The following is a 24139-nucleotide window of genomic DNA, read 5'->3' on the forward strand; positions in this document are numbered from 1 at the left end:
GTCAGCTGCGGCGGTCCATGATCGTCGCAGCGAGGCGGATGACGGGCCTCGACAGCAACAGGATCAGCACCGGCCAGAGTCCGAGCGAGGGGACCGCGAGCGCGAGCACCAACGCGACGACGATCAGCAGTAGCGGCGTCGTCTCGATCCACAGGTCCGTATGCGTCAGCGGTGGGCCTGAACGCAGTCCGGCGCGGACCAGGATTCCCTCTTCGATCCGGCTCAGGAACATCACGGCGGAGACCGTTCCGAGGTACACCGCGATCGCGACACGATCGCCTCTGCCCGCGGAGACGTACAGAACGGTCGCGACCGGTAAGAACACCACACCGGCCAGCCAGAGGAGGTTCACCCGCATGAGCGTCGGCGTGTATCCGGTGGCGCGTTCGAAGAGGCGGTGGTGATCGCGCCAGAACGCGCCGATCACCGCGAAGCTGATGGCCGCAGCGATCAACGCCGCCGAATCGTCCGAGAGGAACTCTGCAACCGAGCGCTTGTCGAGATCCTTGGCCTCGTCGACGAGTGGCAACACCACCAGCGTGATCGCGATGGCCACCACGGCATCGGTGAAGAAGATCAGCCGCTCGAGGCCGCGCTCGGTGCGGACATCCCCATCACTCATCGGTTGAAGCTACACGCCATCCCTGAAAATTCGCGCCGGCTACGTGCATACGCGCCAGGTGCAACTGGCGCGTATGCAGGCAGATGGCGCGAATTTTCTGGGTCACGAGCGCGCGACTGCGGCGAGGACGGAACGGGCGGTCGCCTCGAGTTGGGTCAGGCCGGGATCTTCGACAGGAAAATGCCCGCAGTTCTCCAGGCGCACGGCGTTGGTCGGTCCGGCGATTCTGCTCAGGAACCGCTCGCTGAGTTCCGGGGACGTCCAGCGGTCGGCCCCGGGGTGGGCAAGGGTCACCGCCGGTCCGCGATAGTCCTCGGGCGCCGTGTGCGCGAACGTGAACCAGTCGGCCAGGAAGCCCAGCGGGATCCGTCCGCCACCGCCGAGCGGATCGCTCGCGCAGAGGCGGGCGAGTGCCGGGTTGTTGCTCATCGCGGACATCGGGGTCAGCCACCGGATCGGGACGCGTAGCTTTCCGGCGACCTTCGCGATCACCGGCAGCGTCCGAGGCGCGTTGCGTCCCAGGGTCGCCCAGCGGGCGGCGGCTTCGCGGGCTGCGACGTCGGCGGTGTCGAGCAGGCACGTGGCCACCACCGCATCGACGATGCCCGTTCGCGCGGCTGCTTCGTATGCCAGGAGGCCGCCCATGCTTGCCCCGAACAGGATCAGAGGGCGCGGGTCACTCGCCTTTTCTGCAACGATGAGCTCGCACAGCAGATCCACCCAATCGCGATAGCGGACGTTGCCGGGGTCGCGGACCTCCGTTCTGCCGTAGAGCGGGAGATCCGGCGCGAGCACCTCGGCACCCTGTGCCGCGACCACCGCAGCGCCGGGCCACAGTGCGCCGGCGTGGCCACCGGCGCCGTGGATGACCATCACCCGCACTGCAGCAGATGGGTCCGCCGCCCGCGCGATGTGGACCCGAGTGCCACGCCACGTCCACCAGGTGTCGGTCGGTGGACGAACGAGCGCACGGAAGCGCTCCGGAAGGAACGCCGCGTATTCGTCGACCTCGGTATATTCGATCGCGTTCATACTCTTGAGCATTGGTGAAGGGTGCTGCCGTGACAACTCGCTTTGGGTCGCCATGAGTCGGGCACGCAAGAAGCCAGTTCAGGACCGGTCCCGCTTCATGGTCGACACCATCCTCGAAGCGGCTACTCGCGTTTTCGATGACGAGGGCACAGCGGGCACCACCAATCGGATCGCCGACCTGGCCGGTGTCTCCATCGGATCGCTCTACCAGTACTTTCCGAACAAGCAAGCAATCCTGGCCGAACTCGCGCTGCGACATCTGGCCGAGTCGACCGCCACCCTGCTCGCGCTGTGCGATCGATTCGATGCCGAGGAACCAGACCGCGACGAGATGGTCACTGCCATGGTGGGGACTGTCGTCGCTCTCAACGGCCACCATCCCCGCGCACACGCTGTGATGCGTGAACTCGCGCCCCGTACACCCGAATTGGTCGCCGGATTCGCCGCTCTCACCGAGGTGCTCGCAGACCGGATGATCCCGCACTTCGTTCGTACCGGCACCCCGGAGTCCGCCGCCCCGATGCGAGCCCGTTTGCTCGTGGCCTCGGTCGATGGGCAGGTTCACCAACTGATCGCGGGAGCGTCCACGGCCGACGACCGGGCTGCATTGGCAGCGGCGATCGTTGCGGGTCTGGGCTGACAACGCGGCGTGCCCGCCACCGGAGGTGGCGGGCACACGACTGCGATCGAAACTGGGCGTCAGGGCTGGGCCCCGACCGGGGTGTTGTCCGGGCTTCCTTCGGCTGCTGCGCTGTTGCCCAGTGCCCGGGCATAGCTCGCGCCGACGGCCAGCAAGATCAGCCCGACGACGATGAACACCGCAACCCGGAAGATCCCGTCGAGTGTCGCGAGGTCGAACAGGAAGAGCTTCGCGACGGCTGCCGCGGTCAATCCGAGTCCGGCGCCCACCGCGACGTTGCGACTGATGCCACCGAATCGCTTGTGGCCCTTGGCGATGGAGATCGAGATGATCAGCAGGGTCGCGGCGCCACCCATCCAGCAAATGGTCGCGGCCATGTGGCCACCGAGGAAGCCGCCCTCGCTGCCGCCGATCGCGACCCCGGCGGTCACGGTCAGCGCCGTCACCGCGTAGAGCGACCCGAGAGCGGCGATGATCCCGAAGCCCTGGACGTTCTGGGCCGACGGCGGAGTTGTTGCAGCGCGGTACCAGGCCCACAGGTTCAGCCAGATCGCCGCAACCGCGAGCACACTGCCGACCACGATCGATGCCGCGACGGATGTCTCGATGTCAGTCGGAACGGTCAACTGGTTCGGGGGTGAGATCGCGAGAAAGCCGATGCCGCCGAAGATCCCGATCAGGGCTGCGATGATCCGGGCCACGAGATCCGATCGTCCGGCAACCGCGATCACGATGGACATCGCGAGAAGCACCGGCGCCAAGACCGGTCCCTCGAACGCGACGCCGGCGGCGATCACCGCGGTCACAGCCGCAGTCGCCGAGTAGATCCGGCGGGGCACCGCCGGCAGCGTGCGGTCGAGCAGCACAACGGCGAGCAGCAGTGCGGCTACGCCTGCGATGGTCGCCGCCGCCACCCAGCGGTCCAAGGTGACCGGGGAGAACACGACGGGAACGACTGTGGCACAGCCGAGCAGGGCGGTCAGGTGGGGCAGGGCCGTCTTGCGCACCAGGACGACCGAGCCGGCGACGCCGAAGACAGCGTTGCCCACGATGGCAATGGTCGCCAGGGCAACGTGCGATTCCGAGTTCCAGGCGCTGGCGGAGATCCAGGCGAGCAGGGTCGCGGTACTGGCGGTGACCCGTGCGGCGTGCAGGAACACCCAGTCTTTGCCGAGTTGCACCGGGAACGAGCCGATGGCCATGGCCAGCATGAACCCGACCAGCAGCAGCGACGGGCCCTCGGTGAGAACCGGAGCGAGAATGAACACGGGGACCAAGACCAGCAGTCCGAGATGTTGCGAGTTCCAGCGGCGGGCCAGCAGCAGACCACCGAAGGTGACCAGTCCGGCCAGGATCAGGCCGCCGTAATCCGGGAGCCAGTCGTAGAACCGCGTCACGGCGACGACGTCGAAGTATGCGGCTGCGATACCTGTGGCGGACAACGCTATCGCGCCTACCCGGCCGCCGGGACGATCAGCCATCCGGATCGCGACGACCACCAGGACGGCGGCGAGGACTGCGCCCGCCGCGACCCTGATCTCGGGGCGAAGGATGCCTGCCTGAGCGGCGAGCACCAGCATCATGACCACACCGATCAGCGTGACGGCGACACCGGCGACGGCGAGGATCTTGCCGATCAGGCCACCACCCGGATCGGCGGTCATCCGCTGCCAGAGCGACGGTTTCGCGGGTGGAGGAGGTCCGGCCGGTCCCCGTCCGCCCGCACCGGGCGGCGTTGGCAGCAACGGGCGGGCACCCGGCGCGTACGGACCGACCGGCTGTCCCGGCCCGACCGGTCGGCCTGCGGCGGCCGGCTGCAACCAGGACGGGTACGGCGCGCGTTGTGGCCCGCCCATCGCCGGCCGGCCCAGGTATGCCCGGGGATCGGGAGCGCTGTGGCTCCACGGTGACGCCGGACCCTGCGGAGCGGTACGGGGTCCGTACTGCGTCGCCGCCCGGGGACCGGGTTCGGGTTGGGGTTGGGGTTGGGGCTGATTCGGCTTCTCGGCAGCCGCGGGTTGCTCTGCGGCTGCGTCGTTCTCGGGGACATCGGGCTCCGTCGCCGGCGCTTCGAGCGCGGCCAGCACGGTGTGCAATTCGGTCAGGTCGCCCGACACACGAGCAAACTGACTCGACAAAGAGTTGAACTCGGCGGAAAGCCGGCTGATGACGGCTTGGTTCTGTTCGGTCATGAATCGATCGTCGCCGCTGCGGGTCGTCACCGGATGAGTAGCACTACTCAGCCGGCATGGGGAGTTCCCGCAACGTAGCGCGGGTAACCCGCCGCTCGATAACCAACCATGACCCGAAGTCGGAGGACATCCCAAATCCTCCGAGTGTCGCGAGGTCCTCCGGTTGCAGTCGGAGGAAGCGGCAAAAGTCGGAGGAAGTCGCACTTCCTCCGACTTCGACAGCAGCCCCAGCACGCCGCCGGAAAGACACCGGACCAGGAAGCTAGGGGTTCGGTTCCTCGTCCAGACCGTGCTCGATCGCGTACCTGGTCAGCTCCACCCGGTTGCCCAGCTGCAACTTTCGCAGCGTGGCCTGCACGTGATTCTCGACGGTCCGATGACTCAGAGACAGTTTCGTCGCGATCTGCTTGGCGCTCAGCCCTTTCGCCACGTACCGCAGCACCTCCGTCTCCCGGTCGGTGAGCGCCGGAGCATCTACCGGGCGGTCGGGGTCCCGCGCGATCCGGCGATACTCCCCCAGCACCAGACCGGCGAGGCCGGGCGTGAAGACCGCCTGACCGTTCGCTGTCGCCCGCACCGCGGCCAGCAATTCTTCCTTCGAGGCACTCTTCACCAGGTATCCGCTCGCGCCGGCCTTCACGGCCTCGAGCACGTCCTCACGCTCGTCCGATGCCGACAGCACCAGAACCCTGCTGTGCGGCGACACCTCCAAGATCCGCACGGTCGCCTCGGCCCCGTTGCCATCGGGCAGGTGCATGTCCATCAGCACCACGTCCGGCTGCACCGCGCCACCTCGTCGCGCCGTCGCCTCGACGCTGTCGGCGGTGGCCACGACGTCGAAACCGGCGTCGGTGAGATCCCGGGCGACCCCGTCTCTCCACATCGGATGATCGTCGACCACCATCACGCGCAAATCCTCAGGCATCTGCTGCACCTTTCGTATCCCCCTTCGACCGCTGTTCTCTTGGAACCGTGAGTTCCCATTCGGTTCCCTCGCCCGGTGCCGTGTCCAACCGGGCCGATCCACCGAGTGCCTCCATCCGCTCGACGATCGACCGGGACACCCCCATCCGACCCTCGGCGACTGCTTCCGCAAGCCGGCCCTCGTCGATGCCGACACCGTCATCACGCACGCTGACGACCACCTCGTCACCGAGATCCTCGACCAGCACGTAGGCCTTCGCTGCGGATCCCGCATGGAACTCGACGTTGTCGAGGGCATTGACCACCGCGGCCTCGAGTTCCAGCGCCCTCCGGTGATCGAGGGTGACGGGCTCACCCGGTTCACTGATGGATACCCGGTCGCCGGCATGGGGGCGAAGCAGCAGCCGAAGATCGATGTCGGCCGGCTCACCGGAAAGGGTGGCCGGTTCTATATCGGCGATCAGCCGCCGCAACGACCGTTCCTGTTCACCCGCCAACTGTGCCAACTGCGCTGTCTCGCCGCCGATTTCCGCACCACGCCGGGTGATCAACGCCAGCACCTGCAACACCCCGTCGTGCACCTGCCTGCTCAGCCGATCACGCTCCTCGGCCGCGGCGGCAACCCGCATCGCCCTGGCAACCCGGTCGTGGTTCCGGCGAGCCGTCACCGAGGCCAGGCCGACCCCGACCCCCACCGCCAGTAGCACCACCACCGTGGCGTCGCGTCCCACGTTGAGGTCGTAACCACCCTTGGCAACCGCACTGGCGGCCCGCACCACGAGTCCGAAGCCGGCGCCCACCAACGGGCCGCCCAGGATTGCGGCCGACACAACGACATTCGTCGCCCACAGGGTCGTGGGGAACGACTGGTTCGACGCCGCCCAGTCGGCCGAGGCGACGAACCTGGTGGAGATCACCAGCACGCAGACGATCACCAGCTCGGCGATGACCCACGACCAGCGACGTCCCGTGCCCTTGAGGTAACCGATCGTGCTGATCCCGGTCCAGACGGTCAGGATCGCGAAGAGGAACCAGCTCCACGCCACCCGTTCGTAGTCGTTGTGCACCGCCAGCTGAAACCCCAGCGCGTAGACGAAACTCAGCAACCGGAACACCTGGGCGGCCCGCCAGAGCGGACCCACCGGGTCATCGTCGAGTAACGAGGAGAGCGCTGCGCGGGAACTCATGCGTCAGCTGGAATCGGCTGAGCTGCCCCGCTTGTCGTCCGGTGCCGCGTCGTCGTCGGGTTTCTCGGCCTTTGGCCCTCGGGCACCGTGGGCGTCGAGATCATCCCACTTCGGCCGGTCGGGTTCGGCCTCGTACATTCGTTCGTGTTCCTTGCCGGTTGCCGCGGCCACCTCGGCCAGCTCACTGTCGTCATCGATCGACTTCGACTTGTTCACCAGCGTCCGGATCGCGGTGTTGAGGAACGCGATGATCGGCACCGCCAGCAGGCCTCCGACGATGCCCGCGGTGACCAGGCCCGCCGCGATCGCGAGCACCACTGCGACCGGGTGCAGACGTACCGAACGTCCCAACAGGAACGGTTGCAGCACATGACTTTCGAGCTGCATCACGCCCACCACCACCGCGAGTGCGATGACTGCGGCGATCCAGCCCTGGGTCACCAGGGCCACGAGGACGGCGAGGCTGCCGGTGATCAGCGCACCGACGATCGGGATGAACGCACCGATGAACACCAGGGACGCCAGTGGAAGCGCCAGCGGCACCTGCAGGATCGCCAGACCCGCGCCGATACCGATCGCGTCGACAGCGGCGACCACCACGGTCGCGCGCACGTAACCGACCAGGGATCCGAACCCGTTCTGTCCTGCTTCCCAGACCTTTTCGCGGGACCCCTCCGGGATGGCCAGTGTCAGGAACCGCCAGATCTGGCCGCCGCCATAGAGAAAGAAGATCATCAGGAACAACATCAGAAAGCCACCGGTGACGATTTCGCTGACCGTGGTGAAGGTCGCCAACGCGCCGGATGTCACCTTGTCCTGGTTGTCCTGCAGGAACTTGATGGAGTCATCGCCGAGATGATCGATCTGCTCCTGACGGATGTTCAGCGGACCATCGACGAGCCAGCCCCGGCTGTCGTCGATGGTCTTGGTGACCTGATCCGTCAGATCCGGGACACCGTCGATGAACTGCTGCACGACGAAGGTCATGATCCCGGCGATCGCGCCGATCGCAACCACCAGCGACGCGACGACGGCCAGCGCGCGCGGCACCCCACGACGATTGAGCCAGTCGACCACCGGCACCAGGAACGCCGTGCCCAGCACCGCCAGCCCGATCGGGACGAAGACTTCCTCGTATCTCGCGATCACCTGGGACGCGACATACAGCGCGACCGCGATCACCACCAGCCGCCACGACCACTCTGCGGCGGCCCGGACGACCGGATGCACCTTCAAACGATCTGCGGTTCGGTCTGTGGTGCTGACGTCCTCGAGTTTCCCCTGGCTCACCTGGGCAACATTAGACCCCACCCCTGCGTCGCGCGCTGAACCCGGCGCAGGGGCGAATACTCGCGTACGGTTTCGCCGAGTCTCGGCTGTAACTCGGACACTGCCGCCCGATAGGGTGCCTAGCATGACGGCGACGCAATCGACCCGCCGCCGCTTCTGGTGGGTGCGCTGGGTGGCACTCGCGTTGGTCGTGGTGATTCTCTCGGTCGAGGCCTATCTGGTCTGGCCGAAGCTCAGGGAGACCTGGTTCCACCTCGACGAGATCGAGTGGGAGTGGGTTGCCCTCTGCATCTTGGCAGCCGTGCTCTCGATGGACAGCTTTGCGCAGGTGCAGCGGACGCTTCTCCGATCGGCCGGTGTCAGGGTGAAGCAGTGGCAGTCCCTGTCAGTGGTACTCGCAGCGAACTCGCTGAGCCAGACGATGCCCGGTGGGCAGGTGCTCGCGCCCGCATTCACCTACCGCGAAACCCGCAAGTGGGGAGCGACACCCGTCATCGCGTCGTGGCAGGTCGTCATGTCCGGACTCTTGATGGGTGTCGGTCTCGCCGTGCTCGGCCTGGGAGGCGCCCTGCTGGCGGGAGCCAAGACCAGCCCGTTCTCGGTCATCTTCTCGATCAGCGGCTTCATCGCGTTCGCCCTGGTCGCCCAGTACATCGCCCGGCACCCGGAATCGATCGAGGGCATCGGCGTCACGTTGCTGCGGTGGATCAATCACCTCCGCGACAAAGCCGCAGATCACGGCGTCCAGCGGTGGCACGAGATCTTGCGGCAACTGCAGGCAGTTCAGCTCAAACCGAAAGAGGCCTCGCAAGCGTTCGGGTGGTCACTGTTCAACTGGGTCGCGGACGTCGCCTGCCTGGCCTTCGCCTGCTACGCGGTCGGCGGGCAACCCAGCATCGCCGGATTGATGGTGGCGTACGCGGCGTCGAAGGCCGTGGGCACCGCGATACCACTGCTCCCAGGAGGACTCGGGGTCGTCGACGGCGTGCTGGTGCCCGCGCTGACATCTGCCGGCATGGGCGCCGCGGAGTCGGTCACCGCAGTTCTCGTGTACCGCATGATCAGCTACCTGCTGGTGGCCCTGGTGGGCTGGATTGTGATCCTCGTCATGTTCAGAGGTACTTATCGGGCCGAGGCCGAGAGCGGGGACACGATCGAGGAAGAAGTCGTCGAAGAGCTCGACGACGTCGCGGAAGAGGGCTCGAAGAACGTCTCGTCGGACCCCGATCCCCCGATCATCCGACCGTCGGACGAACGGCCGGATTCGCCCGATTCGGTTCGCTGAGCGCGCGCGGTGCCCGCTACGGTGGCTCGTATGCGCCGAACGCTCACCGCCCTCAGTGATCTACTCGCGGTGCTCGTCTTCGCCTTCATCGGCCGCATGAACCATGCCGAGGGTCTGTCGATCGAGGGCGTGTTCAGCACGACCTGGCCCTTCGCGATCGGCGCGGCCATCGGCTGGGCCCTGGCATATCTCTTCGCACACATGCGCGCCGACCACGGGTTCGACTACGACTTCCGGCCCGAACGACTCATCCCCGACGGTGCGCTGGTGTGGATCGGCGCGGTCGCGATCGGGATGACCCTTCGCCACCTCTTCCATCAGGGCGTCGCGCTCAGCTTCGTCATCGTCGCGACCATCGTGCTCGGCGCCTTCCTGCTGGGCTGGCGCGCGATTCGGGTGCTGCTCGTGCGGCGTTCAGTCCTCACCGTCTGACGTCGGATCGTCAGGCGGGATCAACGCCTCCAGATGCGTGAGCTTGCCAGGATTTCGCACGAACATCAGTCGGCTGATGCCCGCGGCCCCCTCGGGAGCTCCGCGCCGCTGCGTCTCCTGGGAGAAGTCGAAGGAGAGCAGCGTATCGGGCTTCCCCTCCCGCACCATCAGCACCGCAGGCCCACCGTTGCATTCGACGAGCAGGGGGTACGACCCGACTGCGAACTTCGTGACGGCGCCGAGGACGAATCGGGCGACCTTGTCGCGACCGGTCATCGGGACGCGGGCGGCGCTGACGATGCCGCCGCCGTCGCTGATGGACACCACGTCCGCGGTGAGCGCAGCCTCGAGCGCCTCGAGATCGCCCGCCTGGGCGGCCGCGACGAACGCGGTCATGACCCGCGCCCGCTCGTCGGGGTCCACCGACGACCGGCGTTCACGTCCGACGTGTTCCCGCGCCCGGCGGGCCAGCTGTCGGGCGTTGGCCTCACTGGTCTCGAGCAGCCGAGCGATCTCGCGGTAGGGGTAGTCGAAGGCTTCGCGCAGGATGTATGCCGCGCGCTCGCGCGGATCGAGTCGTTCGAGTAGCAGGACCACTGCCATCTCCAGGGCTTCGGCACGAACGGCCCCGAGCGCGGGATCGTCGACGGTCGACACCGGCTCCGGCAACCAGGGCCCGATGTACGTCTCCCGTGTCGCTCGCGCCGATGTCACCGCATTGATCGACAGCCGGGTGACGGTGGTGACGAGGAACGCCTCCGCATTGCGGACCACGTCATGATCGGTCCCCTGCCAACGGAGCCAGGCATCCTGCACCAGGTCTTCGGCCTCGCCTGCGGCGCCGGTCATGCGGTAGGCGATGCCGAACAGACGTGGCCGAAGCCGCTCGAACTCGTCGAGTGCGCTCGCCTGCGACATCACATACCCTTTCGCCAGGTCTCGGCCGCAGATCCCACCGCGTGTCAGCCGTTTCGATGAGCTTGTCACATCCGCGACCCCTCGACGGTCTGGGGTTTTGTCCGGCAAACACACGCCGGCCGAGACGATGAGAGGCAGCAATCATGACGACATTCCTGGTCACCGGAGCCACCGGGCGGATCGGCGTCCCGACCACCGCGCAGTTGCGGTCCGCCGGGCACGACGTACGCGCTCTGAGCAGGCGCAGCGGTCCGGGTCTCGTCACCGGAGATCTGCTCACGGGCCTCGACAGCGCTGTCCTCGACGACGTCGACACGATCATCCACCTCGCGACGACCAACGGCGCGAAGGACATACAGGTCGCGGAGAACCTCTTTCGGGCGGCTGCCGCAGCAGGCGTCGCGCACGTGGTGCTGCTGTCGATCGTCGGCATCGACACCATCCCGATGGGGTTCTACAAGCAACGCGTCCAGATCGAGGAGATCGCGACGAACTCCCACGTGCCGCTGACCCTGCAGCGGGCCACGCAGTTCCACCCATTCGTGGAACAGATGTTCACCGCGCAGCGGTTCTCACCGGTGTTCGTGAGTCCGTCGATCCGTTTCCAACCCATTGCCACCGCTGAGGTCGCCGCGCGACTGGTGGATCTGGCGGCTGGTGACCCCGCGGGCCGGGTCGATGACATCGGCGGTCCCGAGCAACGCACCGCGGGCGATCTGCTCGACGCCTGGAAGCGGGCCACGGGACGACATCGCCCGACCGTTCCGCTACGTCTTCCGGGAAAGCTGTTCAAGGCCTTCGCAGCCGGCGAGAACCTCACCGAGGGGAAGGGTTTCGGGAAGCAGACCTTCGAACAGTTCCTGGCGGGCAAATATCCGGCTGTCAGATGAAGCTGAGATCAGCGGGCTCGGTGGCCCACCGCATCACGGGCCACCGCCTGATAGCGCGCGATCACCTGTTCCTCGGTGGCCTGCCCGCCCGGCCGGAACCACATGGCGACAGCGGTACAGGCGGTGACCACGAACCTGGAGGCCTCGACCGGATTATCCGTGCGAAACTCACCACGCCGGACACCATCTGCGACCACACGATCGAAAATACGCTGCTGCGCATCACGATTGGCTATCACCTGCTCCAGCGCGACTGGGTCGAGGCTGCGGAGCTCGGAGTTGCCGATGTAGCTCTCCAGCGGGTTCTCGGCGTGCACGCCGACGTGTGTACGGACGATGGCGTCGAGCTGATGCACCGGGTCGGCGGGCGCATCGAGCAGCGCCCGCTCGGTCGCTTCCACCAACGCTTCCCCTCCACGAGCCAGAATCGTCACCAGAAGCTCGTGTTTGGACCCGAAGTGGTTGTAGATCGAACCGGCGCTGATGCCTGCGAACCCGGCGATGTCGCGGACGGAGGTCCCGTGGTACCCGCGCGCGGCGATCATCTGCACGGCCGCACTGAGAATCACCCGGGCAGTCGGGTCGTCGCCGTCACGGATGGCCGCGGTGGTGAAAGCGGGCTCCGAAGGCGGACCTGACTTCATTGCGTACCTCCCGCGCTCGTGGACCGTGAACGTCCGGCCAGCCTACTGCGGATGAGCGCGAGGGGTGAAGAAGCGTTGTGCCACAGCCAGAGCCGCGGACCCGGATCGCTCCCCCTCGGCGTAGACGACCACGACGCGACCGCCCACGATACCGACGAACCACCCGGGGCCCTGCGGTCCGTTGGTCCCGACCAGCGCACGCAGTCCCGGCGCGTTGGTGAGGTCGCTGGCGTCACCCTTGGTCGCCGTCTCCTTCATCGCGCCGTTGACCGTCGCCAGCACCTTTTTGTCGACCGGACCCAGCTCACCGCCTTCGACCCGCCCCGCCTGACCCGAGATGATGGACGGGGCAATCGAATTCGTACGCGCGATCGCAACGCCGAGCGCGCCCATGTTCAGCGCGGACACCTTGAGATCCTCGGGCCGGAACGTCACCGGCTCCGCGACCGGACCGCCCTGGGGGCCGGACGGACGGATACCCGGGATCGTGAAGTCGACGTCGAGGCCCAGTTGCGCCAGCAGCTGCGCGGCGCGGGCGTCGTCGGGTCCGGCCAGCTGATTGATCACCGTGGCAACCGGTTCCAGCGTGCTACCCGGCGTGTAGTCCTTGTCGATCGTGATGTCTTGCTCGGCCGCTGCGTCGTTGCGCATGGAGGCCCGGATCACGCCGGTCTTGGCGTCGAGGACCAAGATGCTCGCCGGTTGGGCCACCTCCACCACGGCATCGAGCGCGTCGAGTTGCGTGACCTGGTCGATGGTGGTGCCGACGTTCGGTCCCGCGGGGCCCTGCTCGCCGGCGAGTTGCACTGGCCGTACGCCCGGGGCGACCATCTGAGCCGACCATCCGGAGGTGGCATCCCGGATTGCCTGCCAATAATCGTGGACCCCGTCCAGGACGGGTGAGGCGATCCGACGGTCGAGCAGGACGAGTTGCGGTACGGGCTTCACCGACACGCCCGGCACCGACTTGGGGTCTCCGGCGAGTGCGACCATGTCCGAATCTCGCACGGACACCACCGTCACCGGCTTGTTCTCGGCGGCGGCGAGTTGGTCGCGGATGACGCTCGGGGTGACCAGTTGCGCAAGAGGCTCGATGATGGTCGCGAGCGAGGCGATCGACGAGTTCACGTCCGGGGTGCCGGCGGGGTCGAGGACGATCTCGTTGATCGTCTGCAGGGTGAGCATGTTCTTCCCGAACCGGTCCTGCACCACGGGTGCGGGACGCGCATCCGTTCGGAGGTTGCGCAAGCTGCCGCCGGTGGGCATGTTGTCGGCGAGCACTTCCGGCTGCCATTGGATCCGCCAGCCGAGGGAGAGGCGTCGGGCCGAGCCCGAGGTCTCCGTCTTGAGTTCGCGATCATCACCGAGGACCCAGGTCGTGGTCAGCTCGAACGTGGCGGTGCCGTCGGTGTATTCCTCGGCCCGCTCGACGTCGACATTCACCTTCTGCGCACCCATGCCTGTAAACGAGGCGGCAAGCGATCCTTCCGCCTGCCCCGGCGCGGAGGTGAGTGCGGCAGCGGCGAGTGCGTCCTGGTCTTCCATCGCGGTGGCGAACGAGTCGAGCAGGGCCGCCGCACCCGTATCCAGAGGTTTGCTGAACGCGCCGCACGAAGCAACACCGAGCGCGCAGACGAGCGCGAGAACAGCAGTGGCCGCGAGGCGGCCGGGGGAACGACGCATAGTCACAATTTTCACTCCTGTAACAGGGTGAATGCCACCAATGTGGTTCCCAACTTGCTTACGAGGTCGTCACAATCGAGTAACTACCCTTAATCTGCCCTGATTTGGACCCATTTCGGGCAGCGGAGGATGATGGTCGGGGTGAACGATCGCCACGAAGTCCATCGGGCCGACGACCGGCCGGGCACCCGAACCGAGTGGCTCGAGACGCGGCACAGCTTCTCCTTCGGCGACCACTACGACCCCGCCAACACCCACCACGGGATGTTGATGGTCCACAACGACGAGACCGTGTCGCCTCAGCAGGGATTCGACAGCCATCCCCACCGAGACATGGAAATCGTCACCTGGGTGCTGTCGGGTTCGTTGGTCCACCAGGATTCGATGGACCACAGCGGGGTGATCTTTCCGGGTCTCGCGCAGCGCATGAGCGCAGGGACCGGCATCCGGCATTCCGAGCGCAACGACACCTGGCGGACCGATGCAACGACCGGCATCGAGCCCGTCCACTTCGTCCAGATGTGGGTCTTACCGGACGAGTCGGGCATCGAGCCGAGCTACGACCAGCTCGACATCTCCGACCAACTGGCTGCAGGCGGACTCGTCACGGTCGCCTCCGGGATGCCGGCGTACGACTCGGCGATCCGCATCGCCAACAAGAACGTCGCGTTCCATGTCGCGCGACTGTCGGCCGGTCAGTCGGTGGAGCTACCCGACTTGCCGTGGGGTCACGTCTTCGTCGCCTCCGGATCGGCACGGCTCGAAGGAACCGGCGGTGAGCTCCGAACAGGCGACGCCGTCAGGATCACCGGTGGTGGCGGGGAGAACCTCACCGCCACCACCGATGCAGAAATCCTGATCTGGGAAATGCACAAGAAACTCGGTGGCTAACTCAAGCAGCCGCCGCCTTCACCGCGTGACTCACCTCGGACCTGATCGAGTTGTACTCCCGCGAGTTCCGTAGCTCGTCGACGTCGATCTTGCCTCGGGGCAGATCCACCTCGAGGTCCAGGGCGACCTGCCCAGGGCGTTTGGACAGCACCACGATCCGCGACCCGAGGAACACGGCTTCGTCCGCGCTGTGGGTCACGAACACCGATGTCCGGCCGGTCTCACTGCTCACTCCCCGGACGTCTTCCTGTAGCCGCTCGCGGGTGAGTGCGTCCAGCGCCGCGAAAGGTTCGTCGAGCAGGAAGAGCGGATTCTCGGCGGCCAGGGCCCGTGCGATGGCGACACGTTGCTGCTGCCCACCGGAGATCTCCCAGATCCGCCGGTCGGCGGTGCCTTCGAGACCGACCCTCTCGAGCAGCTCATCGCGGCGGGCCCTGCGGTCCGATTTCGCGATCCCCGCGTACTTCAGCGCCACCTCCACGTTGCCGCCGACGGTCCGCCACGGAAACAGCCGCGGTTGCTGGAACACGACGCCGGCGGACTCACCTGGCGTCGGGGGCTTGCCGAGCACGTCGACCTGACCGTCGGTGGGCTGTTCGAATCCCGCGATCAGGCGCAGTAGCGTGCTCTTACCGCACCCGGACGCCCCGACCAGGACGAGGAACTCGCCGGCCGGGACATCGAGGGAGACAGGGCCCACCGCGGTGACGGTGTCGCCACCCGTGCCGTAGCGATGAGACACGTTGTCGAGGTGGATGGCTCGACTGTCACTGATCGAAGGCACCGGGCAGACCTTCGACGTAGATGGCCTCCTGCAGCTGCTCCAGGGTGGGTGCGGAGTCGATCTGCTTCTGTGCGACCAAGAACTCGGCAGCATCGAGCAGGTTGTTCGCGATGTTGCCGACCGCTCCCGGGGTACCGAGCCACTGCGGTGATGCGACCTGGGCGGGCGTGAGGTAGATACCCTGCTTCAGCTGCCCCTGCGCCTCTTCAGCGCTGATGCCCAGCTCCTGGCCGATGAATCCGGCTGCGGCGGCGGGATCGGTGTTGATCAGGTCGAGCGCACGAGCCTGCACCTTGCGCCAGGCGTCGACGGCAGCGGGGTCGTCCGAAATCAGCTTGTTCGACACGACGCCGAGGTCCAGGGTGGGGTTGGACTGACCGATCGCCCGGCTGGTGACCAGGTCTTTGCCGGTTTTGCGGAGCTCGTCGAGAGTCGGCAGCCAGGTGTATGCGGCGTCGATGTCGCCGCGCTCCCACGCGGCGATGATGGCCTGTGGCTGGAGGTCGACGATCTTGACGTCGTCCGCCGACAGTCCGGCCTGCTCGAGTGCGACCAGCAAGCTGTAGTGCGCGGTCGACGCGAGTGCGGTACCGATGGTCTTGCCCTTGAGTTCGGCGACACTGTTGATGTTGGTGCCGTTGCGGGCGACCAGAGCCTCGTTGTCGCCGGCGACGTCGAGAACGAAAGCGACCTTGTAGCCGATAGGCGAGTTGCCGGACAGGCCACGGGCGACGGGACTCGAGCCGATGGCGCCGATGTCGATCGAGTTGCCGATGAAGGCCTGATTGATCGTGGCGCCCGACTCGAACTTGGTCCATTTGATGGTGTAGTCGGGCAACGCCTCTTCGAGCCACTTCTGGTTCTTGACGACCAGGTCGCCACTGGGGAAGGCCTGGTAGCCGACGGTGATGGTCTTTCCGTCGCTCTCGTCATCCGAGCAGGAGGCGAGGTCGAGGGTCAGCGTCAGCGCGGACAGTGCGGCGACGAGCACCACCCATCGTCGGCGCAAGTGGGCAAAGCGACGTGTGTTACTCATGTTTGTTCGTTCTTTCTTCTTGTGGGACACAGAGGAGCGGAAATGGACGTTCTAGACGCGTCCCCGCCAGGGCACGGTCTTGCGCTCGATGAGCTGCAGCAGACCGTCGATGATCAAGCCCGAGGTTCCGATCGCGATGATGCCGACGAGCACGACCGGGGTGTTGTTGTAGTTGGATGCGTCCCTGACCATGCCGCCGATGCCGGGCAGGCCGTTGACCAGTTCGGCGGCAACCAGCGACGAGTAGGCGACACCGACTGCCAGTCGGATACCGGTGAAGGTCTCCGGCAACGCGGATGGGATCACGACGTCCTTGATGACCTCGAACTTGCTGGCTCCCAGCGCCTTCGCCGCTTCGGTCAAACTCTGCGGGGCCGCCAGCACGGCTGAGGTGGTCGCCACGGCGACCGGCGGGAACGCCGCGATGGCCAGCAGGGTGATCTTCGGCTCCTCGTTGATACCGAGCCAGATGATCAGCAGCGAGAAGTACGCCAGCGGCGGCAATGTGCGCAGGAAGGTGATCCACGGTTCGAACAGCGCCCGGACCTTCCCGAAGGTCCCCATGAACAGCCCGAACGCAATACCCACGACGATGCCGATGGCGATGCCGTATCCGATGCGCTGCAGACTGATGAGCAGGTGCTCCCACAGGTACTTGCCCGCGTAGCCGCGGACCCCGTCGGTCGTCGTGTTCGTCTCGACGAAGGCGTCCCACACCGCGAGCGGCGCCGGGATCAAGGTCTCGTTCCAGATCTTGAGACTCACGACCAACTGCCACAGCGCGATGAATACGACCAACGACAGAAGCGGTAAACCGGCCCGCGACAACAGCTTCGACGCGCGCCCGGACTCCCGGCGCCGCCTGGTCGCGTTCGGGTCGACCGTCTCGGTCGGCGCAGCTATGGCCGGTACAACTGACATGAGGACAACCCCTGATGAGCTAGCTCTGGCACCGATGATCACCATCGATAGGAGAGGGAGGTGCCGCGCGCGTCGAGGCGGGGGGCCTCATCGAAGAGCGGCAGCGGAGGTGTTGTAGTCGCCCTTCGGTGAGCGGACTACAACGTGAAGGTGCTCACAGGCAACAGCTCTGGGCACCGAGGCGGCAGAGGTCCACCGCGAGTCGCCGCACCAGCATTGTCTTGAGCACCGCGTCACAGTAGCCCGCCGGGTTCGGCTCACGCGGATTTGAAGTCAGCTCAACCCAAAGTGTTCTCTTCGACTGCCCGTTCTGCTATGCGCACCCTTTGTGTCGGCAAACCACTTCGGCATGCTAGAAAATCACTGGCTCGAATCGAGGGCTGCGTCTTTGCCGACAGCCCGGTGGCTACCCTGCCCGATGGACGCTCGGCTGACTTCCATACAGGCGTGAACAGGGAGCAGTTTTTTGGAGAACAGCAGGACCGATACCCAGTCGGTGCAGGAAGTGCTCGGCGGCAGCACAGTCCAGAAGGTCGGAAGCTTTCGCTACCTCATCGCGCAGGACCAGTGGCACTGGTCCGATGAGGTCGCCGCGATCCACGGTTACGGGGCCGGCGAGGTCTCACCCACCACCGAGCTGCTGCTCGCCCACAAGCATCCCGATGACCGGGAGCGGGTCGAGCGGGCGATCGGCAACCTCCTGCGGGAGGGGAAGTCATTCAGCAGCAGGCACCGCATCGTCGACCGCCGCGGACAGGTGCGTCACGTGCTCGTCGTCGGGGATCGCCTGACCGACCCATCCGGATCCCTCATCGGCACCGAAGGATTCTATGTGGACCTGACAGACGTGCACGAGGGTGAACTCAAAGAGACGATGGACGCCGCGGTCAAGGATTTCGCGGTGTCCCGGGCTGTCATCGAGCAGGCAAAGGGCATGTTGATGCTTGTGTACGGCATCAACGCCGACCGTGCGTTCGACGTCCTGACCTGGCGTTCGCAGCAGACCAACACAAAGCTCAGAACGCTGGCGCAGAATATCGTCGCCTCCGTCGACGGCAACGTACCGTTCGACGACGAGAGCAGGCGGATCTTCGACCATCTGCTCCTCACCGCGCATCAGAGCCCGGACGACGCGGCTGCGCAGAAGTCGGGTAGCTCCAGCGGCGGCTGACGAAATCGCGGTTCGGTGCCAGGATGGTCTGGTGACTTCTACCGCAGACACCGCCAATTCCACCGCCGCACGGTCCGGTATCGATCTGAGCTGGGTCGATGAGTCGGTGCGGCCACAAGACGACCTGTTCGAGCACGTGAACGGCACCTGGTTGCGCGATCACGTCATCCCCGAGGACCGCGCGGTCGACGGCGCCTTCCATGTGTTGCGGGACCGCGCAGAAGAGAACGTCCGCGACCTGATCACCGAGTGCGCCGAGTCGTCGCCTGCCCCCGGCAGCGACGCCCAGAAGATCGGCGATCTCTTCGCCAGCTTCATGGACACCGAGCGCATCAATGCGCTCGGCATCTCCCCGATCAGCGCAGACCTCGCGGCGCTTGGCGACGCGACCACGCGCGCTGAGCTCGCCGGACTCGTCGGGGCGGCGCAGCGCCGTGGAATCGGCGGCCTCTTCGGCTACTACGTGGACACCGATGCCAAGGCGTCGGACCGCTATTTGATGCACATCACGCAGTCGGGTATCGGGCTGCCCGATGAGTCGTACTACCGCGAGGACAATCACGCCGAGACGCGCGCCGCATACCGGGCCCACATCGAGAAGATGTTCGCGCTGGCCGGATTCGACGACTCCGCCGCCCGCGCCGACACTGTCGTCGACCTCGAGACGGCCGTTGCCTCCCAGCACTGGGATGTGGTGCGCCGCCGTGACGCCGACCTCACGTACAACCTTCGCACCCTGTCCGAGTTCACAACGGAAGCATCCGGATTCGATGTGGACTCCTGGATCTCCGGTCTTCGGACAACGGGGGCGGAGACCTTCGGCGAGGTGGTCGTAGGCCAGCCGTCTTTCGTCGAAGGGGTCGCGGCATTGTGGGGCGCGCGCGAACTCGACGAGTGGAAGGTGTGGGCACAATGGCGGCTGCTGCATTCGGCCGCCCCGTACCTCTCCGATGAGTTCGTCGACGAGAACTTCGACTTCTACGGCAAGACCCTCACCGGTTCGGAGGTGATTCGCGACCGTTGGAAGCGCGGCGTCGGCCTCGTCGAGCAGGGCCTCGGATTCGCCGTCGGCAAACTGTATGTGGCAAAACACTTTCCGCCAGAGGCCAAGGCCCGCATGGACGTACTGATCGAGAATCTCGTGAAGGCGTACCGGCGCAACATATCCGATCTGGATTGGATGAGCCCGGATACCCGCGAGAAGGCCTTGGTCAAGCTCGAGAAGTTCACTCCGAAGATCGGATATCCGGCGACCTGGCGCGATTATTCATCGCTGCGTATCGAGCGCGACGATCTCTTCGGGAACATCGCTCGCGCAAGCGCTTACGAAGAGGATCGCGAGTTCGGGAAGATCGGTTCGCCGGTGGACCACGACGAGTGGTTCATGACCCCCCAAACGGTCAATGCCTATTACAACCCGGGAATGAACGAGATCGTGTTCCCCGCAGCGATCCTGCAGCCTCCGTTCTTCGACCCCGAGGCCGACGACGCTGCCAACTACGGCGGGATCGGCGCGGTGATCGGCCATGAGATCGGCCACGGCTTCGACGACCAGGGCGCCAAGTACGACGGTGACGGCAATCTCGTGGACTGGTGGACCGACACCGACCGCACCGAATTCAGCACCCGTACACGCAAACTCATCGACCAGTACGGCACCTTCACCCCAAAGGGCCTCGACGAGAAGTACAAGGTCAATGGTGACTTCACGATCGGTGAGAACATCGGCGACCTCGGCGGTCTGTCGATCTCACTCGTCGCCTACCAGATCGCGCTGGACGGACAGAGTCCGCCGGAGATCGACGGACTCACCGGTCTACAGCGGGTGTTCTATGGCTGGGCGCAGGTGTGGCGCACCAAGACCCGCGACGCCGAGGCGATCCGCCGGCTGTCGATCGATCCGCATTCACCGCCTGAGTTCCGCTGCAACGGCGTCATCAGCAACATCAACGCGTTCTACGACGCCTTCGGTGTGAAAGAGGGCGACGGGCTATACCTCGACGATGCGGACCGCGTCCACATCTGGTGACCCCCAACCCCGATCTTGGTGGGTTGTGGTGAAGGCGACCTGCGGGTTTGCTCGCCACAACCCACCATGATCGGGAGCTACGGGGTGGTGAAGTCGGTCAGTCCATCAGCCGGATCGGCCGTACCGCCGATGGTGTTCACCACGACCACCGGCGCGCCCTCGGGTGCATTCTCGAAGAACCATCGTCCGTCTTCGGTGCTGACGTTGAGGCAGCCGTGCGAGACGTTGGTGTTGCCTTGCTGTCCGACCGACCACGGCGCGGCGTGGACGAAGATGCCGCTGCCCGAGATGCGGGTCGCGTATTCGACATACGTGCGGTAGCCGTCGGGTGAGTCCACGGGCACCCCGTAGGTGGACGAGTCCATGTACATGTCCGCGAACCGCTCCCCGACGGTGTACGTGCCGTTGGGTGTGGGGTGATCGTTGGCGCCCATCGACGTGGGCATCGTCCGGACGACTTCTCCGTCTACGGTGACGGTGATGGTGTGGGTGTTGTCATCAGCCGTTGCGATCCAGGACTTGCCGATCGTGAAGTCAGCGGTCGCGCTACCGGCCCGCACCGACACCTGCGTGTTCGCCGGCCAGAATCCCTCGGGTTTCCATCGGAGTTCCTTGTTGCCCACCCAGTACAGACTGCCGTCGACCGTCGGCGTCGTGCTGACCCTGATGGCCTTTTCTGCGGTTTCTTTGTCGTCGATGGCCGCTTGGAAGGAGATGACCACCGGTTGCGCGATCCCGACCGTCTCACCGTCGGAGGGATTGAGTGTCGGGGTCGAGAAGTTGGCTCGGCCCAGCGGTTGCTCGGAAGGCGTCGTCGGCGTCGCGCTCGTGGGGCCGGGCTTGGGCAGATCAGGAGCGGTGATGCCGGGGATCTCCGGGCCACCCGGCCAGGCGGGTTCGGCTGTCGCTGTGACGGCGGACGTTCCGAGAAGGAGTGCCACTCCCGCGACGACCGTCACGAGCCGGGGAAGGCGACCATGCCTGATCCTGCCGAGCTGCATGTACTGTCCCCTTTTTGGTTCCCCCGAGCGCCAGAGAGCCCAAGATACGTGAGTGTGCGCACATTCTCCACCACCGCGTTGTCAGCCCCCGCATCACAGGTGCCTCAGGAGTCACAAACCGCGCATGACCACGTATAGAGCGGCGTGAAGAGCACTATGGAAGTCGCCGTCCGGCCGCGGCGAATTGACATCGATAAGTAGACTTCCAGAATTGTCTGGCAGTACAGGCCTTGGCAGGAATCAGGAACATGACACCACCGAACACCAATTTGCCGGAACGGATGGCCGCAGTCGCGCGACTGCTGCGGTCTGAGAGCAAGGACAGCGATACCGTCCTGCGCGCGATCTCGAAGTCGGCCGTCGAAAACGTTCCCGGCGGCGAGTACGCCAGCGTCACCCTGGTGACGGGTAACGCGAAGGTCGAGACGCCTGTCATGGTGGGTGACCTCGCAGGCAAGTGCGACGAACTGCAGCAGGAGTTCGGCGAAGGCCCGTGCATCCGGTCCGCGCTCACCTCGGAGACCATCCAGATCGACGACATGGGCGCGGAGACCCGGTGGCCGCGTTTCGCCGCGGGCGCCGAGGGCCTGGGCATCAAGTCGATGATCTGCTTCTGCCTCTACATCGAGGACGACACCTTCGGCGCGCTGAATCTGCACAGCTCGACGGCCGGCGCCTTCGACGACGAATCGGTCTCCATCGGCTCGCTGTTCGCCGCCCATGCCGCGATTGCCTTCGCCGCGGTCAGGGAGAAAGACCAGATTCGGGCGGCGCTCACCAACCGCGACATCATCGGTCAGGCCAAGGGCATGATCATGGAACGCTACAAACTCGACCCGGACGAGGCCTTCCGGCTCCTCGCACGACTGTCCCAGGACTCGAACGTCAAACTGGCCGAGATCGCGCTACAGGTGGTCACCGCGGGCCCGGACGAACGCTAGGCGCCCGGCCCCCCGGCCAGACTTCAGCGGTGCAGGAACTCCCCGACCGCACCCTCGAACGCACGCTTGGCCTCGATCATCACCCAGTGCCCGCAGTTCGGGAACACATGTAGCTCGGCCTGGGGTATCAGCCGCATCGGGATCATCGCCATGTCAGGCGGGCTGACCCTGTCGTCACGCCCCCAGGTCAGTAGCGTCGGGCAGCTGACCTTGTGCATCATCGACCAGTACGGCGGGGTGTCCGATGCAGCCATGAACTCCTGCTGCATGGCGAACGCCGCCGAGCCGTACATCATCTGAGCCGTCGCCTGGGCATCCGGATTGATGGCGGCCTCCCAACGCTCCTCGATCAATTCCTCGGTCACCAGGGCGCGGTCGAAGACCATCGCCGTCAGCCACCGGATCAGCTTGTCCCGATCAGGTGCATCGGTGAATTCCTGCAGCAACCGCAGCCCCTCGCTCGGGCTGGGACTGAAGACGTTCGGACCGACGCCACCGATGGTCACGAGCTTGCTCACCCGGTCCGGCTTCTTGATGGCCAGGTTGACGCCGACCACGCCACCCATCGAATTGCCGATGACCGGCGCGGACTCGATGCCGAGCGCATCCATGAACCTGATCACCGACGACCCGGCGGTCAGTACGGGATGGCCTTTGACCGGATCGCTCACGCCGAAACCTGGGAACTCCAGGACGTAGCAGTGGAAGTTCTCGGCGAACACCCCGATGTTTCCCCGGTAGTTGCGCCAGCCGGTGACGCCGGGACCGGAACCGTGCAACAAGATCAGCGGCGGACCGGAACCCGCCTCGTGATAGCGCAGCACTCCGCTGTCGGTCTGCAGTTCTCGTCTGGAATCCTCATACGTCACGTTCACCCCATCAGATTAGAACGTGTTCCATTTCTGTGGGCCGAATGGGTCACCGCGGCGATCCGCGGGGTGGCGGATGCGCGCCCGCCGCTACGACTCGAGCGATTCGTCGATCGCGTGAAGCTGACGGACCTCCACCGATCGCAGCACCGCCAGCGACGCGGTCACCGCGAGATCGCATGCGGCGTCGATACCCGCACCCGAGACGATCACCGCTCGGTAGGCCACATCGAGGCTCATACCGAGCAGCATCGACGCCAATGTGTCAGCGCTGGCTCCGACCGTGTCGCCCTGCTCGGCATAGTTTCCCCGCAACCGCTCGGCGATGCGGGGTTCGAGCGCCGCGAACAGCCTGCGGCCGGGATCGTGATCCTCGTCGCGGTTCGTCAGCAGCACCCGAAAACCTCTGGGCTGCCGGCGAGCGAACTCGAACAACGCCTCGACGGAGTACCTGGCCCGATCGCCGTAGGTCATGTCGTCGCCCTTGTCGTACGCGGCGAACATCCACTCGGTGAGCGCAGTGAGCTCACGATCGATGACGGCCTCGACAAGGGAATCGCGCGAACCGAAGTGTGCGTACAACGTGACCCGAGACGTACCACCACGTTCGGCGATCATGTCCATGGTGGCCCGCTGCGCGCCGACATTGGCGATCACCGACAGAGCCGCATCGAGCAACTCATCGTCGGTCGGCCGGTTACGGGTGCTACGAGTACTCCTCGCTGAGACCTCGCCCGAGCTGGTCGTCTTCGGCACT

General features: G+C 65.8%; 23 protein-coding genes. 8 read left to right on the plus strand and 15 right to left on the minus strand.

Annotated elements, in window-relative coordinates; genetic code table 11:
* Window position 1: 1 nt before the first annotated feature.
* Together BH683_RS26925 and BH683_RS26930 are read right to left on the minus strand one after the other, a co-directional pair.
* The gene (locus BH683_RS26925; protein WP_084839364.1) at window positions 2-622 is read right to left on the minus strand and encodes a TMEM175 family protein; all 621 of its coding nucleotides are present in this window, start codon (window positions 620-622) and stop codon (window positions 2-4) included.
* Window positions 623-724: 102 nt separating this feature from the next.
* Window positions 725-1654: an alpha/beta hydrolase gene (locus tag BH683_RS26930; RefSeq protein ID WP_084839614.1), complete on the minus strand. Its 930-nt coding sequence runs from the start codon at window positions 1652-1654 to the stop codon at window positions 725-727.
* Window positions 1655-1751: 97 nt separating this feature from the next.
* Between BH683_RS26930 and BH683_RS26935 the strand changes: the two genes are divergently transcribed.
* A complete protein-coding gene (locus BH683_RS26935; protein WP_168187141.1) occupies window positions 1752-2294 on the plus strand; it encodes a TetR/AcrR family transcriptional regulator in 543 nt (180 codons plus the stop codon).
* Window positions 2295-2353: 59 nt separating this feature from the next.
* Here the strand turns inward: BH683_RS26935 and BH683_RS26940 are convergent, their stop codons facing one another.
* The 4 genes from BH683_RS26940 to BH683_RS26955 form a co-directional block, all read right to left on the minus strand.
* Window positions 2354-4486, minus strand: a complete 2133-nt coding sequence (locus BH683_RS26940; protein ID WP_143696143.1) for a DUF2339 domain-containing protein — start codon at window positions 4484-4486, stop codon at window positions 2354-2356.
* A gap of 262 nt (window positions 4487-4748) precedes the next feature.
* Entirely contained in the window at window positions 4749-5411 is a 663-nt protein-coding gene (locus BH683_RS26945; RefSeq protein WP_084839616.1) for a response regulator transcription factor, read from the minus strand.
* Window positions 5404-6597, minus strand: a complete 1194-nt coding sequence (locus tag BH683_RS26950) for a DUF5931 domain-containing protein (protein ID WP_084839366.1) — start codon at window positions 6595-6597, stop codon at window positions 5404-5406. The genes BH683_RS26945 and BH683_RS26950 overlap by 8 nt, the downstream gene beginning before the upstream one ends.
* Window positions 6598-6600: 3 nt before the next feature.
* A complete protein-coding gene (locus BH683_RS26955; RefSeq protein ID WP_246833622.1) occupies window positions 6601-7887 on the minus strand; it encodes an AI-2E family transporter in 1287 nt (428 codons plus the stop codon).
* A 124-nt stretch (window positions 7888-8011) separates the two neighbouring features.
* Between BH683_RS26955 and BH683_RS26960 the strand changes: the two genes are divergently transcribed.
* Together BH683_RS26960 and BH683_RS26965 are read left to right on the plus strand one after the other, a co-directional pair.
* Window positions 8012-9172 carry a YbhN family protein gene (locus tag BH683_RS26960; RefSeq protein WP_084839368.1) on the plus strand — a complete coding sequence of 387 codons (1161 nt, stop codon included), beginning with the start codon at window positions 8012-8014 and terminating at the stop codon, window positions 9170-9172.
* 30 nt (window positions 9173-9202) lie between these two features.
* Window positions 9203-9604, plus strand: a complete 402-nt coding sequence (locus BH683_RS26965) for a DUF3054 domain-containing protein (RefSeq protein WP_084839369.1) — start codon at window positions 9203-9205, stop codon at window positions 9602-9604.
* On the opposite strand, the gene sigJ is transcribed toward BH683_RS26965, so the two are convergent.
* Entirely contained in the window at window positions 9587-10522 is a 936-nt protein-coding gene (gene sigJ / locus BH683_RS26970) for an RNA polymerase sigma factor SigJ (protein ID WP_084839370.1), read from the minus strand. The genes BH683_RS26965 and sigJ overlap by 18 nt on opposite strands.
* 143 nt (window positions 10523-10665) lie before the next feature.
* Between sigJ and BH683_RS26975 the strand changes: the two genes are divergently transcribed.
* The gene (locus BH683_RS26975) at window positions 10666-11412 is read left to right on the plus strand and encodes an NmrA family NAD(P)-binding protein (protein WP_084839371.1); all 747 of its coding nucleotides are present in this window, start codon (window positions 10666-10668) and stop codon (window positions 11410-11412) included.
* 8 nt (window positions 11413-11420) lie between these two features.
* On the opposite strand, the gene BH683_RS26980 is transcribed toward BH683_RS26975, so the two are convergent.
* Together BH683_RS26980 and BH683_RS26985 are read right to left on the minus strand one after the other, a co-directional pair.
* The gene (locus tag BH683_RS26980) at window positions 11421-12056 is read right to left on the minus strand and encodes a TetR/AcrR family transcriptional regulator (RefSeq protein WP_084839372.1); all 636 of its coding nucleotides are present in this window, start codon (window positions 12054-12056) and stop codon (window positions 11421-11423) included.
* Between the two features lie 42 nt (window positions 12057-12098).
* On the minus strand, window positions 12099-13739 hold the full coding sequence (locus BH683_RS26985) for an NTF2-like N-terminal transpeptidase domain-containing protein (protein ID WP_084839373.1): 1641 nt from the start codon (window positions 13737-13739) through the stop codon (window positions 12099-12101).
* A gap of 132 nt (window positions 13740-13871) precedes the next feature.
* On the opposite strand from BH683_RS26985, the gene BH683_RS26990 reads away from it, so the two are divergent.
* Complete coding sequence (locus tag BH683_RS26990) at window positions 13872-14630, plus strand: pirin-like bicupin family protein (protein WP_084839617.1); 759 nt, start codon at window positions 13872-13874, stop codon at window positions 14628-14630.
* A gap of 1 nt (window position 14631) precedes the next feature.
* Here the strand turns inward: BH683_RS26990 and BH683_RS26995 are convergent, their stop codons facing one another.
* Genes BH683_RS26995 through BH683_RS27005 form a run of 3 tightly spaced genes read right to left on the minus strand, consistent with a single transcriptional unit; the run spans window position 14632 to window position 17371 of the window.
* Window positions 14632-15414 (minus strand): ABC transporter ATP-binding protein, encoded by a 783-nt coding sequence (locus tag BH683_RS26995; RefSeq protein WP_084839374.1) that lies wholly within the window; start codon window positions 15412-15414, stop codon window positions 14632-14634.
* Window positions 15398-16450: an ABC transporter substrate-binding protein gene (locus BH683_RS27000; protein WP_094647797.1), complete on the minus strand. Its 1053-nt coding sequence runs from the start codon at window positions 16448-16450 to the stop codon at window positions 15398-15400. The genes BH683_RS26995 and BH683_RS27000 overlap by 17 nt, the downstream gene beginning before the upstream one ends.
* A 51-nt stretch (window positions 16451-16501) precedes the next feature.
* Window positions 16502-17371, minus strand: coding sequence for an ABC transporter permease (locus tag BH683_RS27005; protein WP_084839376.1), 870 nt, complete (start codon window positions 17369-17371; stop codon window positions 16502-16504).
* Window positions 17372-17837: 466 nt separating this feature from the next.
* Between BH683_RS27005 and BH683_RS27010 the strand changes: the two genes are divergently transcribed.
* Together BH683_RS27010 and BH683_RS27015 are read left to right on the plus strand one after the other, a co-directional pair.
* Window positions 17838-18542 carry a PAS and ANTAR domain-containing protein gene (locus tag BH683_RS27010; protein WP_084839377.1) on the plus strand — a complete coding sequence of 235 codons (705 nt, stop codon included), beginning with the start codon at window positions 17838-17840 and terminating at the stop codon, window positions 18540-18542.
* Between the two features lie 31 nt (window positions 18543-18573).
* Window positions 18574-20571: a M13 family metallopeptidase gene (locus BH683_RS27015; RefSeq protein WP_084839378.1), complete on the plus strand. Its 1998-nt coding sequence runs from the start codon at window positions 18574-18576 to the stop codon at window positions 20569-20571.
* 77 nt (window positions 20572-20648) lie between these two features.
* Here BH683_RS27015 and BH683_RS27020 read toward each other — a convergent pair whose 3' ends face one another.
* Window positions 20649-21572 (minus strand): L,D-transpeptidase, encoded by a 924-nt coding sequence (locus tag BH683_RS27020; protein WP_084839379.1) that lies wholly within the window; start codon window positions 21570-21572, stop codon window positions 20649-20651.
* Window positions 21573-21820: 248 nt separating this feature from the next.
* Here BH683_RS27020 and BH683_RS27025 point away from each other — a divergent pair, with 248 nt between their 5' ends.
* Window positions 21821-22513: a GAF and ANTAR domain-containing protein gene (locus BH683_RS27025; RefSeq protein WP_084839618.1), complete on the plus strand. Its 693-nt coding sequence runs from the start codon at window positions 21821-21823 to the stop codon at window positions 22511-22513.
* A gap of 23 nt (window positions 22514-22536) precedes the next feature.
* On the opposite strand, the gene BH683_RS27030 is transcribed toward BH683_RS27025, so the two are convergent.
* Window positions 22537-23388: an alpha/beta fold hydrolase gene (locus tag BH683_RS27030; protein ID WP_084839380.1), complete on the minus strand. Its 852-nt coding sequence runs from the start codon at window positions 23386-23388 to the stop codon at window positions 22537-22539.
* Between the two features lie 84 nt (window positions 23389-23472).
* Window positions 23473-24138: a TetR/AcrR family transcriptional regulator gene (locus BH683_RS27035; protein ID WP_210405282.1), complete on the minus strand. Its 666-nt coding sequence runs from the start codon at window positions 24136-24138 to the stop codon at window positions 23473-23475.
* Between the last annotated feature and the right edge of the window lies 1 nt (window position 24139).

Source organism: Williamsia sp. 1138 (genome assembly GCF_002095435.2).
GTDB lineage: Bacteria > Actinomycetota > Actinomycetes > Mycobacteriales > Mycobacteriaceae > Williamsia.